Below are 20,994 nucleotides of genomic sequence, written 5' to 3' on the forward strand. Positions count from 1 at the left end.
CATTGTTTTCCATTAATTACCTGTATTTCTACGCGGAAAAATAAGCATTTGGGGATTCATCGGAAAATTAATTTCGACGATTTCGGATAAGTTGTTGAAATTTTCAAACCGTGTTTCCATCATATAAGATCAGTTCAATTTACTTTCGGGGCATGGGAAGTTTTCAATTTAAGGGACAGATTGCTTTTTATAAGGGAAAGGTCAGGGATGTTTATACCATAAATAATGACCTGTTGGTAATGATCGCATCAGACAGGATATCTGCTTTTGATGTGATCCTGCCAAGAGCTATTCCTTTTAAAGGCCAGGTTTTAAACCAACTTGCTGCCTTTATGTTGAAAGCCACCTCTGATATTTGTCCTAACTGGTTGCTGGAAAGCCCTACACCCAACAGTTCTATTGGCTATAAATGCGAACCCTATAAAGTTGAAGTTGTAGTAAGAGGCAATTTATGCGGACATGCCTGGCGCACTTATAATAATGGTCAGAGAGTATTGTGCGGTGCGCTGATGCCTGATGACTTGAAAGAAAATGATTTTTTCCCTGCTCCTTTGATCACACCTTCCACAAAGGCCAGTGAAGGGCATGATGAGGATATTTCCGAAAAAGAGATCATTGAACAAGGCCTGGTGCCCCAGGCTGATTGGGAACAAATAAAGAACTATGCGTTTGCCTTATTTGAAAGGGGTAAAGAACTTGCCCTGAAACAGGGATTGATTTTAGCGGATACCAAATATGAGTTTGGCAGCCGGGATGGAAAAATCGTCCTGATGGATGAGATCCACACCCCTGATTCGTCCCGTTATTTTTATGCAGAAGGATATAAGGAAAGGCAGGATAAAGGAGAAAAACAAAAACAATTAAGTAAGGAGTTTGTGCGTGAATGGTTGATACAAAACGAATTTATGGGTAAGGAAGGACAAACAGTTCCTGCCATGAGTGATGAATGGGTAGATACAATTTCCGGCAGGTATATTGAGCTGTATGAAAAAGTTACAGGCTTTGCTTTTCAACCACAACAACTTGAAGAAGAACAAAATTATAAAGAAATTTCAGCCGCTTTATCTAAATATATATAGGCTTTATGAAAAGTCCTTCATGATTTACCAGGAAGAACTATACTATTAATGTATTACAATAGGTTTATGCCCTTCGGGACGTAGGATTCGAAGTTTCATATCAAATACATCTTCCAGCATCTCTGTGGTCATTAGTTCTATACCCTCAAGATCGTACACTATAGCACCTTGTTTCATCAAAATAAGCCTGTCAGCAAAATTGATAGCCAGGTTGAGATCATGAAGAATAGCGACAACTGTAATATTCTGATGACAGAGATCTTTTGCTACCTGTAATAACTGGTATTGGTATTTAATATCCAGGTGTGCTACAGGTTCATCCAGGAAAATTATTTTCCGTTCAGCAGATCCATCCTGCCATACCTGGGAAAGCACCCTGCTCATTTGAACTTTCTGGGCTTCGCCGCCTGATAATGTATTGTAATCCCTGTCGAAAAATTGTTCCACCTTCATTAGCTCCATAGCCTGTTTCTGAATAGCAATATCTTTTTGAGAGGGTATGCTGTCAAAATGAGGATACCGGCCCATCATCACCATTTCAGCTGCAGTTACAGGGAAAGTAATATTGTAATGCTGTGATAGCACACCTCTCCTTTTGGCTAATTGTTTACGGGAATAACTGGTTAGCTTTTGGTTATCAAACAAAACTTCACCCGAGAATGGAAGAATATCTCCTGCCAATAATTTTAATAAAGTTGATTTTCCGGCACCATTGGCCCCCATTATCACATGAAAAGCATTGGCTTTAAAATTTACATTAGAGTGTTCTAGTAAAATTTTGTTGCCGATCTTATAGGAGACTTCTTTTGCTTCAAGCATAAAACCCTCCTTTTTGACCATTGTTCTTTATCCGGTTCAATAGCCATAAAAAAACCGGCGCTCCTACAAAGGCAGTAATGATACCGATAGGCATTTCGGCAGGCGCAATGATCAACCGGCAAACCATGTCAGTGAGAGTAAGCATTACCGCACCTAATAATGCTGATCCAATTATAAGATAACGGTTATCTGATCCTTTCATCAACCGCAATAAATGTGGAATGATCAGGCCAACGAAAGCAATGACCCCCACCAATGAGGTAGCTATAGATACCAAAAGGGTATTGATAAGGATGATACTGATCTTAAGCTTCTCCGTATTTATACCCAGGTAGCCTGCTTCAGTTTCTCCCAACTGAAGGGCGTTGAGTGATTTGGCAAAACGAAGCGAAAGAAACAAGCCTGCAATAGAGGAAAAACCTGCAAAGAGCACGGCCTGCCAGTTGGCGCCGGCAAAGGAGCCCAGGTTCCAGAAAGTAATAGATCGTGCCTGCGGATCACGGGCAATATAGGCAAGAAAACCAGTGGCACCATTGGTAATGGCATTTATAGCAATCCCCGCCAGTATCATCACAGAAATATTGACACGATTGAACGAGGCGGAAAAATAATAAACAATGATAGTGGCCAGTAAACCTCCTAAGAAGGCACAGGCAGGCATTAGCAGGTCGCCAAGGAAAGATAGATGTGTAAAAAAAGCTTCCTTACCCAATACAATGAGGAGGGCAGCACCCAATGCAGATCCGGCAGACGTACCAACCAATCCAGGCTCCACAATTGGATTTCGAAATAATGATTGCATAAGTGCACCCGAGACAGAAAGGGAAGCACCAACAAAAAGGCATAACAAGGTTCTTGGTAAACGTATCTGGAAAAATAAACCTTCATGTACCTGGTTTACTATACCTCTTCCAAAAGTTTTATGGATAATAAGGGAAGCAATTTCACTGAAGGATAAATAAACTGCCCCTGTACCTGCAGAAAGTATAATGGAAATAATGAGCAACAAGGATAGCCCTGTATAAATAGAACCATAACTTGTTTTTTTAAATAAGACCATGACTACTGGTGTATCAGTTTGGCTATCTTAATAATGTTCTGGCCTGTACGTGGACCAAAATAAACCAGGTCATGCTCTTCGACCCTATAGATCTTTCCATTTTTGGCTGCCGGAGTTAAAGCTATTCCAGGCAATTCCATAAATTTTTGAATATTTCCTCCCAGCCTGTCAAAGCCAAAATCCGTAGCCAGGATTACATCAGGCTGCTCTCTTGCAATTACTTCAGCACTCAGGTCCCTGAAGGAGCTGGTATCCGCTGCATTATCACCACCAGCTAATGTTAGCATGGCATTGGCGGTGCCCCTGGTTCCCATAACAAAATACTGGTTGCGTTGCTGACCAAAGTGAATGATCAGAACTCTGGGTCGCGATGTATAGGTCTTTACAATGGAATCTGCTTTTTTTAATTCCCTGTCAAGGTTTTCGTTCAACTTTTCAGCTATACTATCTGCACCGTAATCATGGGCTACCATGGCAAGAACTATTTTAGCACTGTCAATTGTTGAGCCTGCGGGATATTGTTTAACGGGTATGCCTACCTGTTGGACCTGGGTCATTACACTTGTGGGTGCTATGTCTCCCTGGTGAATGACTACCGTTGGATCAAGGGATATAATGCCTTCGGCATTTAAATGGCGGTGATAGCCTACTGTAGTAAGCTTTTTTGTTTCAGGAGGATAGGTACTGGTAAGGTCTATTCCTACGATCTTATTATCTAAATGCAGAGCGAAAAGGAATTCCGTCATTTGTTTTGAAACACTTACGATCCGATCCTTATCGCCACGATCATGCTTCTTTCCAAAACGGCCACAACAAACCAGGAAAATTCCCAATAATGACAGCACAAATATTTTTCTCATAAATAGTGTATAGATAGAGACAGCTTTACAAGCTGTCTCTATCATTATTTTAAAAATTATACTTAAGATTAATGCCACCAAAATAATTGGCTTTGTCGGGTGCTGGCAGGTAGGCATCGGGCAACTGGTTTACAAACACCATATAATAATACTGATGGCCTGTCAAATTATTTACACCAAAATATAAATCGGTATCAAAATGCCTGGACAATGTTTTTTTCCAACCCAGCTTTGCATTCAGTAGGTTATAACGTTTAGTCATTTCCTTACCATCTGAGGTAATAGGCATGGCGTCTTTATAGGTATAATAAATATTACCGTAGAATCCATAATTGGTCATAAGATCAATACCCAGGTTCAGGGTAATGGGGGAAACACCTGCTACATCCTTCCCGGTATAATCTACTGTATCGACCATGGTATTGCTTCCAGTCTTAAATTTCTGGAAGATAAAGTTCCTGTATGTAAAATCAGAATAAGCAAAGTTGGCAAATGGGCGAACGGATCTCAAAAAGGATTTGTAAGATTCATATACGGTATACTTTACATTGGCTTCCAGGCCCCTGTTGTCCTGCTTTCCACCATTGGCAACATATGAATAAGCTGTAGTAGTTGCAGAACCATCAAGAGGAACTGCGACCACAGTCATTTTATTGGAGAACAAAGCATCAAAAACAGCTACCTGGTAACTCAATTTATCATGAATCAGCAAGCCTTTGGATCCCAACTCAAACTGATCACCTTCTTCAGGTTTAAGCGATGTATTTAATTTCCCTATTGTCGGAATAAAGAAGTAGGAACTTACAGGTGCCTTGTACCCTTTACTATAAGAAGCATAAAAGGAAAGCTGCTTATTGAATACTTTGTTGATAGCAAAGTGTGGAGAAAGCATATTGTTATAACTTCTCTTATACTGGCGCGGATTATTACTATTGGCTACAAAAAAACGGTCATTCAATTCGATATGCATATCACTCCAGCCCAGGCCTGCTGTGATTGAAAGTTCTTTTGGTAAAGTAAGCGTCCACTCAGAAAAAACAGAAGAAGTTCCCGAGTACGTAGCCTGGTTGCTTCGCATAGCACCCACTACCCAGTAACCATTGGGATCAGAAGGATTGGATACCATGGTATAGCCCATAGTTTGTGCATATTGGTGTTGGGATTCTACTCCTGTAATCCCGGAAAGTGTAACATTATTATGCAGTGGAAATTTTGTCTCCATGGCAGACCGAAGGCCAAAATTGATGGGATCTTTGTCGGTCCATCCCCCGGCAGAACTGGCATTCGTGTTCATTGCTGTTCCAAAAACTGTGGTGGTATTAGAAAAAGTATTACTGAATTTATAAGTATGCCCTAAGCCTGCCCTGAAACTGGTTACTTCAGAGTGAGCGTTTCGTTTAATGTATTCTGGATTGCCACTGTAGTCAAAGTTTTTGTATTGATCTATGGTAAGTTCACCACCTCTTTGATCATAGCTTTTGCTATAACCGAAATAACTAAAAAAAGTTTGCTTCGGATTTACCTGGAAATTCCCAGCCAGGTTGACAAACTGTTTTGAGGATGCTGTATGTGACATAAACCCATCTGACTCCTGGTGTCCATAATTAGCGAGTAAGGAAGAATGTTCCGTTGCTGTCTGAAAACTGGTGGTAAATCTTTTAAGGCCGTAACTACCCATCATCACTTCCTGTCCTACGCTGGTAGTTCCATTTTCAGGATTGAGGGTATTTAGGTTAACAACACCTGCAATCGCCAGGCCATATAAAGTTCCGGATGGGCCCTTAATGACTTCTACATTACCAATGGAACCAAAATCGACATCATCCATAATAGTTATGCCTTCAGCATCAGTCAATGGTATTCCATTTAAATAAATCCTGGAGCCCTGGTTATCAAAATTGCTGTTGATCCCATTGGTCCCCCTGGTACCATTTCCATAACCCCTGATATTAAATTGCTGACCTGCAGATACAGTTCTTCGTTGCATGGTTACGCCAGGAACATTGGCATTAATGGCATCATCCAGAAACAGACCGGTACCTCTCTTTAATTCACGGGTATTGAGTTTGGCAATAGATGCTGGCTGGTACAAGACGGATTTATTCTGAGCGGAGGTGGCGGTTATTTCCACAACATCCAATGAATGAACCAGAGGCACTAACTCAATCACCAATTCATCATTGCAGTTCCTGGCAAACCGTTCCGTTGTTTCATATCCCGGATGCGTAATTATGAGTCTGAACTCTTTTTCACAATCAACTGTAAAGGAGCCATCTTCAATGGTAATGGCTTTGTCTTTACCTGTAGTTACTGAGGCCCCCTGTAATGCGGTCTTTGTTAGGGCATCTATCACCTTGCCTTTTAATGTTTCCTGCGCATGTATTGTCATTGCAGAGAAAAGAGATATTAGTACGACTAGAATTCGTTTCATGAATAAATAAGTTGAAACTTACCTGGTTAAAAAATAAACAGACCGGTAAAGCCTGAGTGTATAAACTTTACGAATCAAATTGAGATAACAATTACTGATTAATCAGGAAATACAGGGTGGGCGTTCGGGAACAGCAATAGTAGCCATACAAACGGATGTAGTGTACTGGGAATAATTTATTGGAGGATTAGAAAAGGCAACAGTTACCTGATAATGTGTGGCTGGTATAAAATAAGTGGCCATCAGCTTGACCAGACCGGTTTTTATGGGTGAAGGCGCATCATCTTGCAGCTTTTGATAGGCCAGGAGTAAGTCTTTTTCTTTTTTATCCGAGATACAACGAATGATCAATTGATGTCCTGAAGTGATGGTATCGATCACATCATACATTTCATCCTCAAAGCGTATTTCCTTATCATCTTCCCAATCCAGCTTAAACTTTTGTTCCTTATCAAAGACAAGGGTGACAACCTCTTTGGAACCAGGTGCAAGCAATTTTGCCCTCATTTCTGATTTAATACCTGCCAGGCGAACACGGTAAATAAAATGGTACCCAAAAAGAGTAAACAAAAGACAACAGGTGAGAATTATGGCAGCTACTTTATTCACGATTTAGCAATGGCCTGCTAAGGTAGGAAAGCGCAATTATAAATCTCCCTGTTGTTTTTTATTCATTTCAGCCAGCCGGGGCCTAAGCCGGGCTCTTGACTTATTAAAAATATTACGCCCCTTATCTATTCCTTTTCTGACAACTTTTTGTTCTTCCAAAGGAAGATGAATTACATCCTGGCACTCTTTGGTACAACATCCATCAAAAGATGTTTTACATTCTTCACACTGGATAAACAGCAGATGGCATGCTTCGTTGGCGCAATTCACGTGTGTATCAGCCGGCTTACCACATTGATGGCAACGGGCTATGATCTCTTCGGTAATACGCTCACCAAGTCGATTGTCAAAGACAAAGTTCTTACCCCTGAACTTCAGTTCAAGGCCTTTTTCCCGTGCCTGGTTGGCATAGTTGATAATGCCACCTTCCAGGTGAAAAACATTTTTGAATCCCTGGTGGAGCATGTAGGCGCTGGCTTTTTCGCAACGGATGCCCCCTGTGCAATACATGATAATATTTTTGTCCCGGGCATCCTTCAACATATCCGCGGCCATTGGCAACTGTTCACGGAAGGTGTCTGAGGGCACCTCAATGGCATTTTCAAAATGTCCCACTTCATATTCATAGTGATTACGCATATCCACTACGATGGTTTCAGGGTCTTCTGTAAGCTGGTTGAATTCTTCGGCATTGACATATTGACCCTTGTTACGCATATCAAAGTCAGGGTCTGTAATTCCATCAGCAACTATCTTATCCCTCACCTTGATCTTGAGCACCCAGAATGATTTACCATCATCATCTACCGCAATATTCAACCTGGTGCCATTCAAAGGTTCAATAGAATATAAATAACCCTTAAGGGCTTCAAACTGACTATCAGGCACACTTAACTGGGCATTGATCCCCTCGTGTGCCACATATATTCGTCCAAATACCTTTAACAGGTTCAGATTTTTATATAACTCATCCCGGAAAACCTTTGGATCGTCAATAGGAAAATAATGATAGAAGGAAATAGTGGTCCGATGTTCTTTTTCTTCGAACAGACGTTGTTTGAGCTCCGCCTGGGAGACACGATTATGTAATACAGCCATAGTAGAAATTTATAGGACACTCGCCGGGTGAACCCTGCCTGGGCAGGAAAATTTCAGTTTTAAGGAACAAAAATACAATTTCACTCTTCAATGAATTGTGAAATTGAAGAGTTAGTATATAGAAAAAGGACTGTGAAACACAGTCCTTTATAAAAATCAATAAACTTTAGATCAAATGCTGCCTGTCAGGTAAAGGATCAATCCAACAATGGCCACAATCAGGGCTGCGATTGGATAATAAAATACCAGGACCAGGGCCAATATGCCTAACAGGATATAAAGCACCAATTGGCGGTCAGTTGGTCTCCTGCTAAAAAGTGATTTTAATTTTAATTTGAAGGCTGTCCAAAGAAACTTACGCTTAAGCTTGCGAAAATTCTTTTTACTTTTTTGAGCTGCGTAAACCGACAGAACCAGCATACTTAATAAAGAAGCAGCGGCTGCATTGTTGGTGTTATTAACGGGTTGTTCATTAACAGGTTTAGCAACAGGTTGAATGGTAGTAGATGTAAATGCCATAATTATTCGTTGGTTTTTTGGATGCCCGAAATTAGGCAATCAAATTTATTTGAACGTTTTTGTTCAGACGAAAATATTTTAAACCGGTATGAAGATAGGGCTAACTTATTGAGAAATAGAATTTTCAACAATGAATAACCAGCGCCTCCAGGTATCATGTATGAGGAAAAAAATACCTGCCACGCTAATTTTGAAAGTTTTGCCTTTGCCTTCCTGATTTTATTGCCGGAGCCAGCGAACTTCCTGCCATTGCCCCAAATCCACCTACTATAGCTCCAAGTAAAGCAGTGATGAGAATAAGTAAAACAGAAGATCCTCCCAGCGGTATAACCTGAGCAATTTTATGGGAGAGAATACTTTCATTTTGCAGATCGATCCACAAAGACAATAATCCCCATAAAATAAAAATACCTGCAAAGCCTGATAAGAATCCGCGGCCTATGGGTTGCACTATCAATAAGGCAATAAGAAAAGAAACTATGGCAATGCTCCACCAGGGTAGATAAATGCCGGCTATAAAACTAAGTGCAGTGGTAAGCAATGTAGCAAGAAGAAATCTCATGATCATCAGGAATTGGTAAAGTTTAATTGACCTATTATGCGTTTGTCCGTTGACTCACTCTCTTTCATCATCCAAAGAGTGAAATATTTACCCGTAGCCCAGGTATCAATAAAATCTTCATAGAATTTACTTCCCGGGTTACCGCTTTGCCCACCAGGATAAACACCATAGGCTTCAATAGGTTTTGTCAGTTGAATGATCATTCTCCAGCTTGGACCATGGGTCTTGCTTAAAGCATTGATCGTGGTGCTCCATCCATTGCACTCCAATCCCGTTCGCCCAAATGAAGGCAATGCATCTCTTAACAGGTGTTGAATAAATGTATTGCGATGTTTCCACCAGGTAACGGTCTCATCATTTTTTGCCAGCTCACTAACCGCTTTTTTAAAAGCATCGGTAACATCCTGGTAGAGGTCTTCTTTCTCTGGCGTATTGATATTATCAATAAACCTGAAAGCGGAATCTCTTAATAAATTTTCAAGAAGTATTTGTTCGGCAGGTATAGCTACAGGTTTTGCTGCCTGGGAAAATTCATCGGTCCATATGGTGGTTTCCAGGCTATCCATCCAGGTTTGAAATATGGTCGGTGCCCTCCCCTGTGCTGCATAAACAAAATCCCACTTCCTGACCTCATCCCAATATTGCAGTTCCGTTTCAGACAATTCGTTTGTTTTCAAATAGCGGGTAAATAAAGGCATAGCATCTGCGGCCAATGTACTATAGGCATTACCCTGGAGGCGCATCATATCCTGTGGTGTAATTTCCTGCATCTGGCTTAATTGCCTGTAGATAGACCTGCCCCGCGGCACATAATAATCACCGGGAATAAAATAAGGATAGGAAGAATCCACAGCCCTTTGATTGGCACTCTGGATAAAATTATCGGCCGGGTTAAGCACATGGGGATTTTCAGCCTGCGGTATAAAGCCCTGCCAGCTATACGTATCATCCTCGCCGGGCATAACATACAATCCCTGGTCCTTCCACCTTGCAGGAAATTTTCCCTGTTGCCAAATGGCAATATCACCGTTTGTAGATCCGAAAATAATATTCTGCCCGGGGCAGGCAAATTCCTTTATGGCCTGTGAATATTCACTATAGTTTTTAGCCCTGTTAAGTTTTATAAGCGTCAACACTTCATTGGAAGGATCATGAGCGGTCCACCTCATAGCCAGCGCCGTATTGGTGTTGGAGTCTGCAGTGGTAAAATTCCTGTCATAGGTTACGGGTCCAAACACGGTGTAGGCCACTGTATCGGTTATTGTAGCACTACCCTTTACCTTGATCTTTTCAACACGTAGTGTGGCAGATTGCCATTGATTGTTATACCAGTATTTCTTACGGGAAGCATCTTTAAATTTAATCTGGTAATAATCCATTACATCCCTGCCTGCATTGGTCAATCCAATAGCAATACTGTCATTAAACCCTATAACAATTCCCGGTACACTGGGAAATCCAACGCCATATACATTCATACTTGGTGTATGCAATTGCATCTCGTACCAGATGGAGGGAAGTGTCAATCTAAGATGGGGATCATTACATAAAATCGGCGCGCCGCTTTTTGTTTTGGCCCCGCTCACTACCCAGTTATTACTTCCTTTGATCTCAAATGGCTTTGGCACTTTTACAGGTTCCGCAATGGAATCTTTCCGTTGATAGAATGAATCCGCATTGGCTGGAACTTCCGGGTGAATGGCAGGTGCATCAAATGTTGTCCCTTTAGGAATAATAGGCATGGAAGAATCGGAAACCTGGGGATAAAGCAGATCCATTTCTTCTTTGGAGAAAAGAGATTTCTCGTTACTGAAAGAAATATCCTTACCATACTCCTGTCCTGCCAGGTCGCTGCACATGACCTTAAAAAACAGCGCAATTTTTAAATTGGTCCATGGTTCTGGCCTGAAGTCCAGTAATTTATATTCAACCGGTAAATTGCTGGTGGAAAGTGAAGTGATATAACTGTTTACGCCCGCTGTATAAGCATCATATACTTTTTGAGTGAGCGGGTCTTTTGCCACAGCCTTCAATTCGTTCTCGGCGCCATACACCATTCCCATCCTTCTTTGCAACCTGTCATAATTGATGATCTGCGGATTATTGCCCAATATTTCACTCAACCTGCCGGCAGCAGCGTGGGTTTGAAATTCCATCTGGAACAACCTATACTTCGCATGGAGGTAACCCTGCACGAAATAAACATCTTCATCATAGTCTGCAAAAACGTGAGGTACCATGCGTTCATCCATGTACACTTTTACCTTTCCTTTCAGGCCAGAAAAACTAAGGTTTTCATCAGGCCTGGCATCACAAGGTTCGGCATTCTGCCAGAACCCTTCCTGGGGGCTTAGAAATTTCCCCAGTGGTGGTATGGTTCCGATCTTTGTATTGAGGGCAAACACCAGGGCCAGGGTAACTACCAGGCTTATAGCAAAAGGTATAATTCTCATAAGCAAAGTTTCACTGTGTCTCAGGTATTCAACCAGTGAAATGTTGAGTTATTAATAAAAAGGAAAGATAGTAAAGGAAAGCTGACTATTATATACTCTTTGACATCATTTCCATCAATCGTTCTTTCCACCCAACATGGGAACAAAACTAAAACGGTCAAATATTTCTTCTTTCAAACTGCCTTCATGTTGTTTAGTCAATCTTTTCATTACTTGCACTTCCCCCGTTCCTACAGGTATGACCATCATGGCACCTGTTTTCATTTGCTGCACCAGTTTTTGGGGTATCTCGGGTGCTGCTGCTGTTATCAGCACTTTATCAAAAGGAGCGAATGTGGGTAGTCCCTCGTAGCCATCCCCATAAAAGAATTTGATATTGGGGTATCTTTTGATATAGTCAAACCGCTTATTGGATTCAAATAATTTTTTTTGTCGCTCAATAGTATAGACCTGGACACCCAGTTCGGCCAGTACTGATGCCTGGTAGGCACTACCTGTCCCTATTTCCAATACTTTTTCAAATGGTTTTACTTCCAGTAACTGTGTTTGATAAGCTACTGTATATGGCTGAGAGATCGTTTGATTTTCTGCTATAGGAAATGCTTTGTCTTCATAAGCTACTTCATCAAAGGCGGAGTCAAGAAAAAAATGTCTTGGTATTCTTTCGATAGCTTCCAGTACTTTTTCATCCGTTATACCCTTTGACCTGACGGTCTCCACCAGCTTTTTGCGAAGCCCCTTATGACGGTATGTATCTTCAAATCTTCTCATGCGGCAAATATAATTTTATGATGATGTCTTTCCATAAAAAGCTAAAGGAGTACTTTTATAGATGCCTGGAAACCATTTCATTCTTATTTTTTTATGGACTGCTTACTGCATTTTGCATAGCCTGCTGGCCAGCATTGGCATCAAAAAAAAACTGCTGAATATCCTGGGCGATAAATTCAAATATTACAGGTTGTTCTATACAATCTTTGCTTTTGTATTCCTTGTGTATATTTTATATTATCAGTTTTCTATTGAAACAAGCCTTGTTTTTAATACCTCATTGTTTTCCAGGTTGGCCGGGATCATCGTTGGCGGGACTGGCCTGGTTATCATGCTTATCTGCATCAAAAAGTATTTCATAAGCCTCAGCGGGCTTTTAAGCCTTATAAAAGAAACCAGCCATAGCACCCTGATCATTTCCGGCATACATAGATATGTCAGGCACCCCTTGTACCTCGGAACATTCGGGTTTATCTGGGGAGCTTTTCTTTGCTATCCATTGTGGACCCTGTTAATAGCCGACACCATCATTACAGTCTATACCTTGATCGCCATCAAGTATGAAGAAGATAAATTGGTAGAAGAATATGGTAGTAGTTACAGGGAGTACCAGAAAACTGTTCCAAAGCTCATCCCTTCTTTCAGATCCCGACGCACAGCTCAAGCCTGATCAACCCATAAAAATGGGATTTCGGCGATTCACATTTGCCGGGCCGGGATTTTCCCCTTTTCTTTGTGCCCTCATACAGAAATAAACCAATCAAAATATTAAGTCCATCCGCCTAAAAAGAGGAAGTGCTCCATAAGAGCACTTTTTAATTTTATACCAGTCTGCTGGCTTTCTATAAATTCATGTCTTTAATAATGGTTTTGATCTTATCCCTGGCTTTCTGCTGAGCTTCAGCAAATTTTTCTATGGCCTCCAGCCTTGTATTAACACTAAAGTAAAATTTGATCTTGGGCTCCGTTCCGGATGGGCGGGCACTGATCTTACTACCATCTTCCAAAATAAACTGTAACACATTGGATTTAGGAAGTGTTATCGCTGAAGTTTGACCAGTTTGCAGATCTGTTCTGACTTGTAACTGGTAATCCAGTAATTGGGTCACTTTGACGCCTGCCAATACTTTTGGTGGATTATTCCTGAAGTCTTCCATCATCTGTGCGATCTCCTGCTGGCCATTCATTCCTTTCTTGGTGATAGATATAAGGTCTTCCTGGTAATAACCATACTTCTTATACAAGTCAAGAAGTTTTTGAAACAGGGTTTTGCCCTTACTTTTTTCGTAGGCTGCCATTTCACACAACAGGGCAACTGCAGAAATAGCATCTTTATCCCTGATCTTTGATCCTATCATCAAGCCATAACTTTCTTCCCCACCTATTACATAATTTTCTTTTCCTTCCTTTTCTTTGATCAATTCTGCTATCCATTTAAAACCGGTGAGTACATTATAGCATTTAACACCAAGGGATTTGGCAATTACATCAATCAGGTCTGTAGTAACAATGGTCTTCACCACCATATCATTGGGTTGTGCAATACCCTTTTCCTTGCGGCTTTCCATCATGTAGTTAAAAGCAAGTACAGCCGTCTGGTTGCCATTCATCAGCACCCACTTGCCATTATTATCCTTTACACCTATACCAACCCTGTCCGCATCAGGATCAGTACCTAAAAGAATATCCGCATCAATTGATTCCGCTTTTTTCAATCCCATGCTCATGGCCTCACTTTCTTCAGGATTGGGAGAAACCACTGTGGGGAAATTACCATCAGGTGTAGCCTGTTCTTCCACTATATGCACATTCTCAAAACCAAAAGCCTGGAGTACTGCAGGCACCAGCTTAATTCCGGTACCATGTATGGAAGTATAAACGATCTTGAGATCTTTCTGTTCTTTGATGACTTCCGGATATACACTCAGGCCCTTGACCATTTTGATATACGCTTCATCTACATCCTTACCTATAATCTCGATGTTTGATTCTCCCCCGCTCCATTTTACATCTTTTACATCATGAATCTTTTCCACTTCGGCAATTACAGCCTTGTCATGAGGAGGCACCAGCTGTCCGCCATCCGTCCAATACGCCTTGTAGCCATTATATTCTTTAGGATTATGAGATGCTGTACAAACAACCCCACCCTGGCAACCAAACTTTCGAATGGTAAATGACAATTCAGGTGTAGGCCGCAGGTCTTCAAACAGGAAAACCTTGATGCCATTGGCAGCAAAAACATTGGCGGCTGTTTCAGCAAAGAAACGGCTGTTATTGCGGCTGTCATGTGCAATAGCCACCTTTACCTGTTCGTTAGGGAAACTTTGCTTCAGGTAATTGGCATATCCCTGTGTAGCCATTCCAACAGTATATTTATTCATTCTATTGGTACCAACACCCATCAATCCACGCAAACCACCGGTACCAAATTCAAGCGTGCGGTAAAATGCATCTGCCAGTTCATCCAATCCATTTTTTTGTAGTTCCCTGATCTGGTTTTTTACATCTTCATCAAAAGCTCCATTTAGCCATTTGTCTACGTTCTGTTGAATAGCAGCATTCATCGTATAGAATTTATTGGTTTATATTTTTTGAACAATGCCTGTGAGAAAAGCATGAATAAAATTAAAATTCCAGATGCCCGGTGAAATAATTATCGTGCAGAGTATTTCAATTTAATTCAATGCGAAGTTAAGTGTACGTACATTTGAAAGGTGAGAAAATGCCTCGTATCTGTTTTTATTTTTATCGTTGTATCGGTTAATGCCCAGGAAGGCAATGATCATTGGCAAACAAGGGATAGCTTATCATCTTTACCTGGTGTTCAAAAACCTCCAAATCTGCGTAAATGGATTGCAGGTACCGGAATGGCCATGGTGTACGGTGGTTCATTTGTTTTTTTAAATGAAGCCTGGTATAAAGGCTATCCCCGAACATCTTTCCACACCTTCAATGATGCAGGTGAATGGTTGCAGATGGATAAGATAGGCCATGCATGGACGGCCTATCATAGCAGCCGTTTAAATACAGAAGTTTGGAAATGGGCCGGAATGAATGATCACCAGTCTGTATTGCTGGGGACAGGTACCAGCCTGGCATACATGCTATCCATAGAATACCTTGATGGCAGGTCTGCAGAATGGGGCTGGAGCTGGCCGGATGCCGCTGCAGATCTGTTTGGCGCAGGGCTATTTGCTACACAGGCACTTACATGGAAAGAACAAAGGATCAGTCTGAAGTTTTCTTCATTTAAAAAGAGATACAAACCTGATGCGCTTGAGCAAAGGGCCAACAGTTTATTCGGAAATAGTTTGCCGGAAAGATTATTAAAAGACTACAATGCTCAAACCTATTGGTTAAGTATGAACCTTCATTCCTTCCTGGGCATGAACGAGCTCCCAGCCTGGCTTAACCTGGCTGTTGGCTATGGAGCTGATAATATGTGGGGAGGCTATGATAATATTGCCCGTGATAAAGAAGGAAATATTGTTTTTGACCGGCGCGACCTGCAGCGTTCCAGGCAATGGTACTTCTCCCCTGATATTGACCTTTCAAAGATCAAAACCAGGAGTAAATTCCTTCGTACAGCTTTTTCAGTATTGAATATTCTCAAGATACCGGCACCCGCATTGGAATTGTCAAAAGGGAAAATCCAGGCACACTGGATAAGCTTTTAATATTTGCCGCTGAAAAGTTCCACTGATTTAATACAACCAGGCTCCTGTTATTGTATCTCCCTCAGTTTCCACAGCTATATGTTCCTGCAAGGTCGTTGCCAGTGACAGCCCGGCATAATCCGTTTGTACAGGAAAGAGTTTATGACTACGCTCTACCAATACGAGGGTTTGGATCTTTGCGGGGTGAGCAGATAAAAAAGCTTTCAAGGCATATAACATGGTTTTGCCAGTGTTTGCCACATCATCTACAAGGATTACTGTTTTGTTGGACACATCCGTTTCAGGTTCCAAAACTGCATCCATCAATTGTTTTTTATTCAGCATTACTTTGATCAGGCTTGTTTTTATAGTACTCAATGCAGAAAGCTCTTCTACCAGGCATTTTGCCACTATTTCTCCATTGCCGGTTATGCCGGCAATGAGCAGGTGAGATGCTTCATTGTTTTGCTCAGCGATCTCCAATGCCATACGTTTCATCTTTCGGTTAATGGCTTCTTTGTCCAAAACACAATTCCGGTTTTGCGTAGTTTCCATATTTAGCTCCTATTTTTACAGCGCTTAAATTAGCAAATCTATATGCAGTTGGTGCAACAAATTTTATTTATTGTCCTGGTGGCAGCAGCGATCTGGTTGTTTACAAAAAAGGCAATCTTTATTCGTAAGAATATTAATCTTGGCAGGGAAGAAAAAATAGACCCGCACCCGGACAGGTGGAAAAATGTGTTGCTGATGGCGTTTGGCCAAAAAAGAATGTTTGACAAGCCACTGGTTGCTTTGCTACACCTGGCGGTATATGCCGGTTTTATTATTATTAATGTCGAGATCCTGGAAATCATACTGGATGGCATTTTGGGCACACATAGGTTGTTTGCACCTTCTCTCGGTAATGTGTACTCTTTTGTGATCGATTTTTTTGAAGTATTGGCTTTTTTGGTGCTTACCTCCTGCATTATTTTTCTTATCCGCAGAAATATTATTCGTGTTCGCCGGTTGAACATGAAGGAATTAAATGGCTGGCCCCGCAGTGATGCCAATTATATATTGTGCTTTGAGATCGTGTTAATGAGCTTATTTCTTACCATGAATGCCGCAGATAAAGCTCTTCAAATAAAAGGTTATGGGCATTACGCGGAAGTTCATACCGCTTCCTTTTGGGTATCAGGATTTATCACTCCGCTATTTCAAAACCTAAGTGATACATCCCTTGTTACCATCGAAAGGTCGGCATGGTGGCTTCATATTGCGGGTATTTTCGTGTTTTTAAATTACTTGCCCTACTCCAAGCATTTACATATATTACTGGCATTTCCCAATACCTATTATGCACGGCTGCAACCGCAAGGAAAAATGGATAATATGCCCGAAATACAAAGGGAGGTTCTGTACGCTATGCAGCCGGAAACCATTCCTGCGGAAGCAGCAACAGAAGAACATAAAAAGTTTGGAGCTAAGGATATTACCGATCTGAGTTGGAAAAACCTGCTGGATGCCTATACATGCACGGAATGTGGCCGGTGTACCGCTGCCTGCCCTGCCAACCAAACAGGCAAAAAATTATCTCCCCGGAAGATCATGATGGATACACGAGACAGGATGGAGGAATTGGGCACAAACAGGGATCATAAACTTGCTGAAGATTCCAAAACCCTGCTGCATGATTATATTACGCCCGAAGAATTATGGGCCTGTACCAGTTGCCAGGCTTGTGTGCAGGTTTGCCCGGTACTGATAAGCCCTTTAAATATTATCAACCAGCTAAAAAGATACCTGGCGCTGGAAGAAAGTAACCAGCCTTCCGAATGGAATGGCATGTACAGCAATGTGGAAAATAATTTCGCTCCATGGAAATTCAGCCCCGATGACAGGGATGCATGGGTTGCTGAAATGAAATCCTGAACCTTTACTTTTTACATTCTACCTGGGTAAAGTTTTTGCAATAGCCTGGATATACAGGTTTTAAACCTGCATAATTATTCATGTATAATGACCTCCTTGCATATTTCATATAGACTTATTATCTTGTCGCACCGTAAAAATCCTAAACTAATACCCCTATGAACTTCTTAAGGAAACTTCTGCTATTTACACTATATCCCAAACTGGACAAAAAAGAGATCACTGACTTTGCTTTATTGATCCTGGTTTGCTTTATGATCGTCTTCTATAAGGTCTTAAAAAGCTGAGGAAAGTCTAGCCTGGATTTCCATATTATTTCCCCCCTGTAAATTGTAATTTGCAGCAATAATACCTTGCTATGCCCGAACATGACTGGTCCCGCTTTCAGTTAAGAATTCCTGTTAAGGCGGACAAAAATGCAATTTTCAGGCGTTGGACCACTCCCAATGGATTGACATCGTGGTTCCTCAGAGAAGCTAATTTTATGGATGTTCAAGGCAGAGAAAGAACCGGAGACGGCACAGTAGAAAGGAACGATTCCTATGTCTGGCGATGGCATGGCTGGAGTGATGACGTTAACGAAACAGGTAAAGTTCTGGAAGTAAAAGAATATGAAAGGTTTGAATTTACTTTTGGAAATGCAGGTATAGTAAGTATCAATTTGACAGAAGAATCAGGAGATAACCTGGTTGAGCTTACTCAATACAATATTCCTACTGATCCCGGTTCACAGGTGAATTATTACCTGGGTTGCTCAAAAGGTTGGCTTTTTTACTTGGCCAACCTGAAATCTATCATGGAGGGCGGTCTAGATCTTCGCAACAGGAAAGTGGAATTGACCAATGTAATCAACTCCTGAAAGCATCGTTTGCGTAATAGGTTAAGCATTAAATTTTTGTATATTTAATAAAACTGCTGAAATGCGAACTGCTGCCGCTTACTTCTCCTTTGTTTTATTGTTGTTTACGCTGGCTTCCTGTAGTGATGATAATCAAAGAAGTTATGTTCAGTATTACCATCCCCAGCCAGGATTGATCTTTGCCAGCAGTTCCACTGCTGGTGCTGCCAGGAACCCGGCACATGGTAAACCTGGTCACCGTTGCGATATACCAGAAGGTTCTCCCCTGCCTGTTTCCGCTTCGTTACCTGCAGGCACAAACGCTTTTCCAGCCACAACACCATCACCAGGTGTATTGACCACACCAACCACTTCACCGGGTTTAGAAAATGGAGCTGCAATAAATCCTGCACATGGAAAACCAGGACACCGGTGTGATATCCCGGTAGGAGCCCCATTAAATACAGCTGCGGTAAATGCCATAAATAAGCAAGTCGGTCCCACATTAATTAATACAACCCAAAACGCAAATCAATTAAATCCTGCACATGGCCAGCCAGGTCATCGCTGTGATATTGCTGCAGGAGCACCGTTGAATTCAGCACCTCAAAAGACGGTAAGTTCAACTAATGCTAAATCCCTAATTCCTGTATCATCACCCGCAAATGGAAACCTTGCATTAAATCCTTCGCATGGCCAACCAGGTCATCGATGTGATATTGCCGTGGGAGCGCCATTAAATTCATCACGTAGTAAAACTCCTTCAACAACTCCTGTTACAGCACCCAGCCTTGTGGCAACTAAAACACTATCCAGGGAAGATTCTTTAACCATCTTGAATGCTTTGCCAACTGACAGCACTGGAGCCAGGTTAAATCCCGCGCATGGTCAACCCGGTCATGATTGTTCTGTTGCAGTAGGTAAGCCTCTTAAACAAAAAGAATAATATACCATGGGCTTTATGGCCCGGCAAGAAGAATAACTTTACAAGGAGTTCTCAATAGTAGTTCAGATAAAAAAACGTTTTCCTATTTATCAGTTTTTTCAAAAGCCTTATCGAGTGACCAGGGACCACTGCCAATAACAAAGAAGTATATCAATAATATCAATACAATAACAGAGATAAGCGCTTCAGAAAATGGCTTTAATGTTTCAGAGAATTCTCCAAATATTATAGCACCCATAAGTATAGGGATCTGAATGATACATGCCATTCGTGTAAGCAATCCTACGGCTAGCAAAAAGCCTCCCATGATATGGGCAAAAACCACATAATGGCCTATCAATACCAACATGAATGTGCTGAAGGGCATTGAACCGGTCATTAAGTTCATCAATTCGCCCATGTGCGTAGCAAAGCTGATTCCCCTGAAGCAGAGAAACACTCCAAGTGCTATACGTAATAGATCAATCCATTTGGGATGGTGATGCTCACCCCAGAATTCGAGGCGTTGTACGACGTTCATATAGCTAAGTTTTAGGTTGAAAAAAAGAGCTAAATCAAAGCTACGTTTATTCCCCAAACCGGCCTATGAGTAAGTCAAGGAAGAATAGGAGATTCTTACTGTAAATCACCTAAGAATGCTTTTGGATATCATTCAGTTGCCCTTCAAACTTTCGGGTCAATTCCTCCGGGTGCTCAATGTCATGGTGGGCATCTTTATTCTTGAGTATCTTATAAAGTTGTATGCATGCTGTGACCAGGAAAATGCCTCCAATGATCCAGTTCAATATATTCTGATTATTGCTGATGCGGTCTGCTATGATCCTGCCACCAAATATAAACACACAGTTTCCCATCAGGGTACCCAGTCCTATGCCAATGATATAGGTATTGTAATGACTATTGCGCGGCAACAAAATATTTTTGGTAAACAATACCGTGCTCCATCCAAACCAAAAAGGAATCTGCACTGGATTTACAGCACTCATGGTGAGGCCCAGTAAATAGGGGTGCAAAGAGGTATTGAGTATGGGACTTTTATGAACACCAGGATGCAGGGCCGTGTAGAAACTGGATATTGCCAGCGCCAGTACAATGACCAAAGTAACCCATTCCAGTGCTTTTAATATTTTTTGTTGCTTGCGCACCCAATCCATGGCAACCAATGAAAGTCTTACATAAATAACCTCGGCAGTCAGCGAACCCAATGAAAAGAACAAAGCAGCTTTTACCGTTTCGGCAATAGCTATTTGCATCGCCGCGATATTCAGGGTACCCAGTGGAAGAGAACCTAAAAAACTAATGAGCAAACCCGTAAAAAAAATGCGTATCAGCTTTTGCATACCCAGGCACTTGGTTTCGAAAATAGCATATAT

At 41.4% G+C, this 20,994-nt stretch carries 21 protein-coding genes; 7 read left to right on the top strand and 14 right to left on the bottom strand.

What is annotated here, in order from left to right; translation table 11 throughout:
- The first annotated feature begins 152 nt into the window (after positions 1 to 152).
- Entirely contained in the window at positions 153 to 1,079 is a 927-nt protein-coding gene (locus tag BP74_RS01430) for a phosphoribosylaminoimidazolesuccinocarboxamide synthase (RefSeq protein WP_496370316.1), read from the top strand.
- A gap of 45 nt (positions 1,080 to 1,124) precedes the next feature.
- Here BP74_RS01430 and BP74_RS01435 read toward each other — a convergent pair whose 3' ends face one another.
- The 10 genes from BP74_RS01435 to BP74_RS01480 all read right to left on the bottom strand — a co-directional run bounded on the left by BP74_RS01435 (position 1,125) and on the right by BP74_RS01480 (position 12,261).
- Positions 1,125 to 1,898, bottom strand: a complete 774-nt coding sequence (locus BP74_RS01435) for a heme ABC transporter ATP-binding protein (RefSeq protein WP_496370318.1) — start codon at positions 1,896 to 1,898, stop codon at positions 1,125 to 1,127.
- On the bottom strand, positions 1,891 to 2,958 hold the full coding sequence (locus BP74_RS01440) for a FecCD family ABC transporter permease (RefSeq protein WP_496370320.1): 1,068 nt from the start codon (positions 2,956 to 2,958) through the stop codon (positions 1,891 to 1,893). The genes BP74_RS01435 and BP74_RS01440 overlap by 8 nt, the downstream gene beginning before the upstream one ends.
- A 2-nt stretch (positions 2,959 to 2,960) precedes the next feature.
- Positions 2,961 to 3,818, bottom strand: a complete 858-nt coding sequence (locus BP74_RS01445; RefSeq protein WP_496370322.1) for a heme/hemin ABC transporter substrate-binding protein — start codon at positions 3,816 to 3,818, stop codon at positions 2,961 to 2,963.
- Positions 3,819 to 3,867: 49 nt separating this feature from the next.
- Positions 3,868 to 6,249, bottom strand: a complete 2,382-nt coding sequence (locus tag BP74_RS01450) for a TonB-dependent receptor (protein ID WP_496370324.1) — start codon at positions 6,247 to 6,249, stop codon at positions 3,868 to 3,870.
- 102 nt (positions 6,250 to 6,351) lie between these two features.
- Positions 6,352 to 6,858, bottom strand: a complete 507-nt coding sequence (locus BP74_RS01455; RefSeq protein WP_496370326.1) for a hypothetical protein — start codon at positions 6,856 to 6,858, stop codon at positions 6,352 to 6,354.
- A gap of 36 nt (positions 6,859 to 6,894) precedes the next feature.
- Positions 6,895 to 7,956 (bottom strand): oxygen-dependent tRNA uridine(34) hydroxylase TrhO, encoded by a 1,062-nt coding sequence (gene trhO, locus BP74_RS01460; protein WP_496370328.1) that lies wholly within the window; start codon positions 7,954 to 7,956, stop codon positions 6,895 to 6,897.
- Between the two features lie 171 nt (positions 7,957 to 8,127).
- Complete coding sequence (locus tag BP74_RS01465) at positions 8,128 to 8,475, bottom strand: hypothetical protein (protein WP_496370330.1); 348 nt, start codon at positions 8,473 to 8,475, stop codon at positions 8,128 to 8,130.
- 184 nt (positions 8,476 to 8,659) lie between these two features.
- The gene (locus BP74_RS01470) at positions 8,660 to 9,037 is read right to left on the bottom strand and encodes a hypothetical protein (protein WP_496370332.1); all 378 of its coding nucleotides are present in this window, start codon (positions 9,035 to 9,037) and stop codon (positions 8,660 to 8,662) included.
- A gap of 5 nt (positions 9,038 to 9,042) precedes the next feature.
- Complete coding sequence (locus BP74_RS01475; RefSeq protein WP_496370334.1) at positions 9,043 to 11,490, bottom strand: penicillin acylase family protein; 2,448 nt, start codon at positions 11,488 to 11,490, stop codon at positions 9,043 to 9,045.
- 114 nt (positions 11,491 to 11,604) lie between these two features.
- Positions 11,605 to 12,261, bottom strand: a complete 657-nt coding sequence (locus tag BP74_RS01480; protein WP_496370336.1) for a protein-L-isoaspartate(D-aspartate) O-methyltransferase — start codon at positions 12,259 to 12,261, stop codon at positions 11,605 to 11,607.
- A gap of 61 nt (positions 12,262 to 12,322) precedes the next feature.
- Here BP74_RS01480 and BP74_RS01485 point away from each other — a divergent pair, with 61 nt between their 5' ends.
- Positions 12,323 to 12,931: a methyltransferase family protein gene (locus BP74_RS01485; protein ID WP_496370338.1), complete on the top strand. Its 609-nt coding sequence runs from the start codon at positions 12,323 to 12,325 to the stop codon at positions 12,929 to 12,931.
- Between the two features lie 172 nt (positions 12,932 to 13,103).
- Here BP74_RS01485 and BP74_RS01490 read toward each other — a convergent pair whose 3' ends face one another.
- Positions 13,104 to 14,828 (bottom strand): phospho-sugar mutase, encoded by a 1,725-nt coding sequence (locus BP74_RS01490; protein WP_496370340.1) that lies wholly within the window; start codon positions 14,826 to 14,828, stop codon positions 13,104 to 13,106.
- Between the two features lie 150 nt (positions 14,829 to 14,978).
- Between BP74_RS01490 and BP74_RS01495 the strand changes: the two genes are divergently transcribed.
- Positions 14,979 to 15,941, top strand: a complete 963-nt coding sequence (locus BP74_RS01495; RefSeq protein ID WP_496370342.1) for a DUF2279 domain-containing protein — start codon at positions 14,979 to 14,981, stop codon at positions 15,939 to 15,941.
- Positions 15,942 to 15,968: 27 nt separating this feature from the next.
- On the opposite strand, the gene BP74_RS01500 is transcribed toward BP74_RS01495, so the two are convergent.
- On the bottom strand, positions 15,969 to 16,475 hold the full coding sequence (locus tag BP74_RS01500; RefSeq protein ID WP_496370344.1) for a phosphoribosyltransferase family protein: 507 nt from the start codon (positions 16,473 to 16,475) through the stop codon (positions 15,969 to 15,971).
- 42 nt (positions 16,476 to 16,517) lie between these two features.
- Between BP74_RS01500 and BP74_RS01505 the strand changes: the two genes are divergently transcribed.
- From BP74_RS01505 to BP74_RS01520, 4 genes are all read left to right on the top strand, one after another.
- Complete coding sequence (locus tag BP74_RS01505; RefSeq protein WP_496370346.1) at positions 16,518 to 17,837, top strand: 4Fe-4S dicluster domain-containing protein; 1,320 nt, start codon at positions 16,518 to 16,520, stop codon at positions 17,835 to 17,837.
- Positions 17,838 to 17,995: 158 nt separating this feature from the next.
- Entirely contained in the window at positions 17,996 to 18,124 is a 129-nt protein-coding gene (locus tag BP74_RS01510; protein WP_496370348.1) for a hypothetical protein, read from the top strand.
- A 71-nt stretch (positions 18,125 to 18,195) separates the two neighbouring features.
- A complete protein-coding gene (locus tag BP74_RS01515) occupies positions 18,196 to 18,696 on the top strand; it encodes an SRPBCC family protein (RefSeq protein ID WP_496370350.1) in 501 nt (166 codons plus the stop codon).
- A 61-nt stretch (positions 18,697 to 18,757) separates the two neighbouring features.
- On the top strand, positions 18,758 to 19,621 hold the full coding sequence (locus BP74_RS01520; protein ID WP_496370352.1) for a hypothetical protein: 864 nt from the start codon (positions 18,758 to 18,760) through the stop codon (positions 19,619 to 19,621).
- Positions 19,622 to 19,703: 82 nt separating this feature from the next.
- On the opposite strand, the gene BP74_RS01525 is transcribed toward BP74_RS01520, so the two are convergent.
- Together BP74_RS01525 and BP74_RS01530 are read right to left on the bottom strand one after the other, a co-directional pair.
- Positions 19,704 to 20,141 (bottom strand): DoxX family protein, encoded by a 438-nt coding sequence (locus BP74_RS01525; RefSeq protein ID WP_496370354.1) that lies wholly within the window; start codon positions 20,139 to 20,141, stop codon positions 19,704 to 19,706.
- A gap of 109 nt (positions 20,142 to 20,250) precedes the next feature.
- Positions 20,251 to 20,961 (bottom strand): LysE family translocator, encoded by a 711-nt coding sequence (locus tag BP74_RS01530; RefSeq protein WP_496370356.1) that lies wholly within the window; start codon positions 20,959 to 20,961, stop codon positions 20,251 to 20,253.
- Positions 20,962 to 20,994 lie beyond the last annotated feature (33 nt).

The sequence above is a fragment of the Flavisolibacter ginsengiterrae DSM 18136 genome (assembly GCF_059568575.1).

Coding starts and splice junctions, on each gene's coding strand:
- BP74_RS01430 (WP_496370316.1), top strand. CDS start 153: ATGGGAAGTTTTCAATTTAAGGGACAGATTGCTTTTTATAAGGGAAAG.
- BP74_RS01435 (WP_496370318.1), bottom strand. CDS start 1,898: ATGCTTGAAGCAAAAGAAGTCTCCTATAAGATCGGCAACAAAATTTTA.
- BP74_RS01440 (WP_496370320.1), bottom strand. CDS start 2,958: ATGGTCTTATTTAAAAAAACAAGTTATGGTTCTATTTATACAGGGCTA.
- BP74_RS01445 (WP_496370322.1), bottom strand. CDS start 3,818: ATGAGAAAAATATTTGTGCTGTCATTATTGGGAATTTTCCTGGTTTGT.
- BP74_RS01450 (WP_496370324.1), bottom strand. CDS start 6,249: ATGAAACGAATTCTAGTCGTACTAATATCTCTTTTCTCTGCAATGACA.
- trhO (WP_496370328.1), bottom strand. CDS start 7,956: ATGGCTGTATTACATAATCGTGTCTCCCAGGCGGAGCTCAAACAACGT.
- BP74_RS01465 (WP_496370330.1), bottom strand. CDS start 8,475: ATGGCATTTACATCTACTACCATTCAACCTGTTGCTAAACCTGTTAAT.
- BP74_RS01470 (WP_496370332.1), bottom strand. CDS start 9,037: ATGAGATTTCTTCTTGCTACATTGCTTACCACTGCACTTAGTTTTATA.
- BP74_RS01475 (WP_496370334.1), bottom strand. CDS start 11,490: ATGAGAATTATACCTTTTGCTATAAGCCTGGTAGTTACCCTGGCCCTG.
- BP74_RS01480 (WP_496370336.1), bottom strand. CDS start 12,261: ATGAGAAGATTTGAAGATACATACCGTCATAAGGGGCTTCGCAAAAAG.
- BP74_RS01485 (WP_496370338.1), top strand. CDS start 12,323: ATGCCTGGAAACCATTTCATTCTTATTTTTTTATGGACTGCTTACTGC.
- BP74_RS01490 (WP_496370340.1), bottom strand. CDS start 14,828: ATGAATGCTGCTATTCAACAGAACGTAGACAAATGGCTAAATGGAGCT.
- BP74_RS01500 (WP_496370344.1), bottom strand. CDS start 16,475: ATGGAAACTACGCAAAACCGGAATTGTGTTTTGGACAAAGAAGCCATT.
- BP74_RS01505 (WP_496370346.1), top strand. CDS start 16,518: ATGCAGTTGGTGCAACAAATTTTATTTATTGTCCTGGTGGCAGCAGCG.
- BP74_RS01510 (WP_496370348.1), top strand. CDS start 17,996: ATGAACTTCTTAAGGAAACTTCTGCTATTTACACTATATCCCAAACTG.
- BP74_RS01515 (WP_496370350.1), top strand. CDS start 18,196: ATGCCCGAACATGACTGGTCCCGCTTTCAGTTAAGAATTCCTGTTAAG.
- BP74_RS01520 (WP_496370352.1), top strand. CDS start 18,758: ATGCGAACTGCTGCCGCTTACTTCTCCTTTGTTTTATTGTTGTTTACG.
- BP74_RS01525 (WP_496370354.1), bottom strand. CDS start 20,141: ATGAACGTCGTACAACGCCTCGAATTCTGGGGTGAGCATCACCATCCC.
- BP74_RS01530 (WP_496370356.1), bottom strand. CDS start 20,961: ATGCAAAAGCTGATACGCATTTTTTTTACGGGTTTGCTCATTAGTTTT.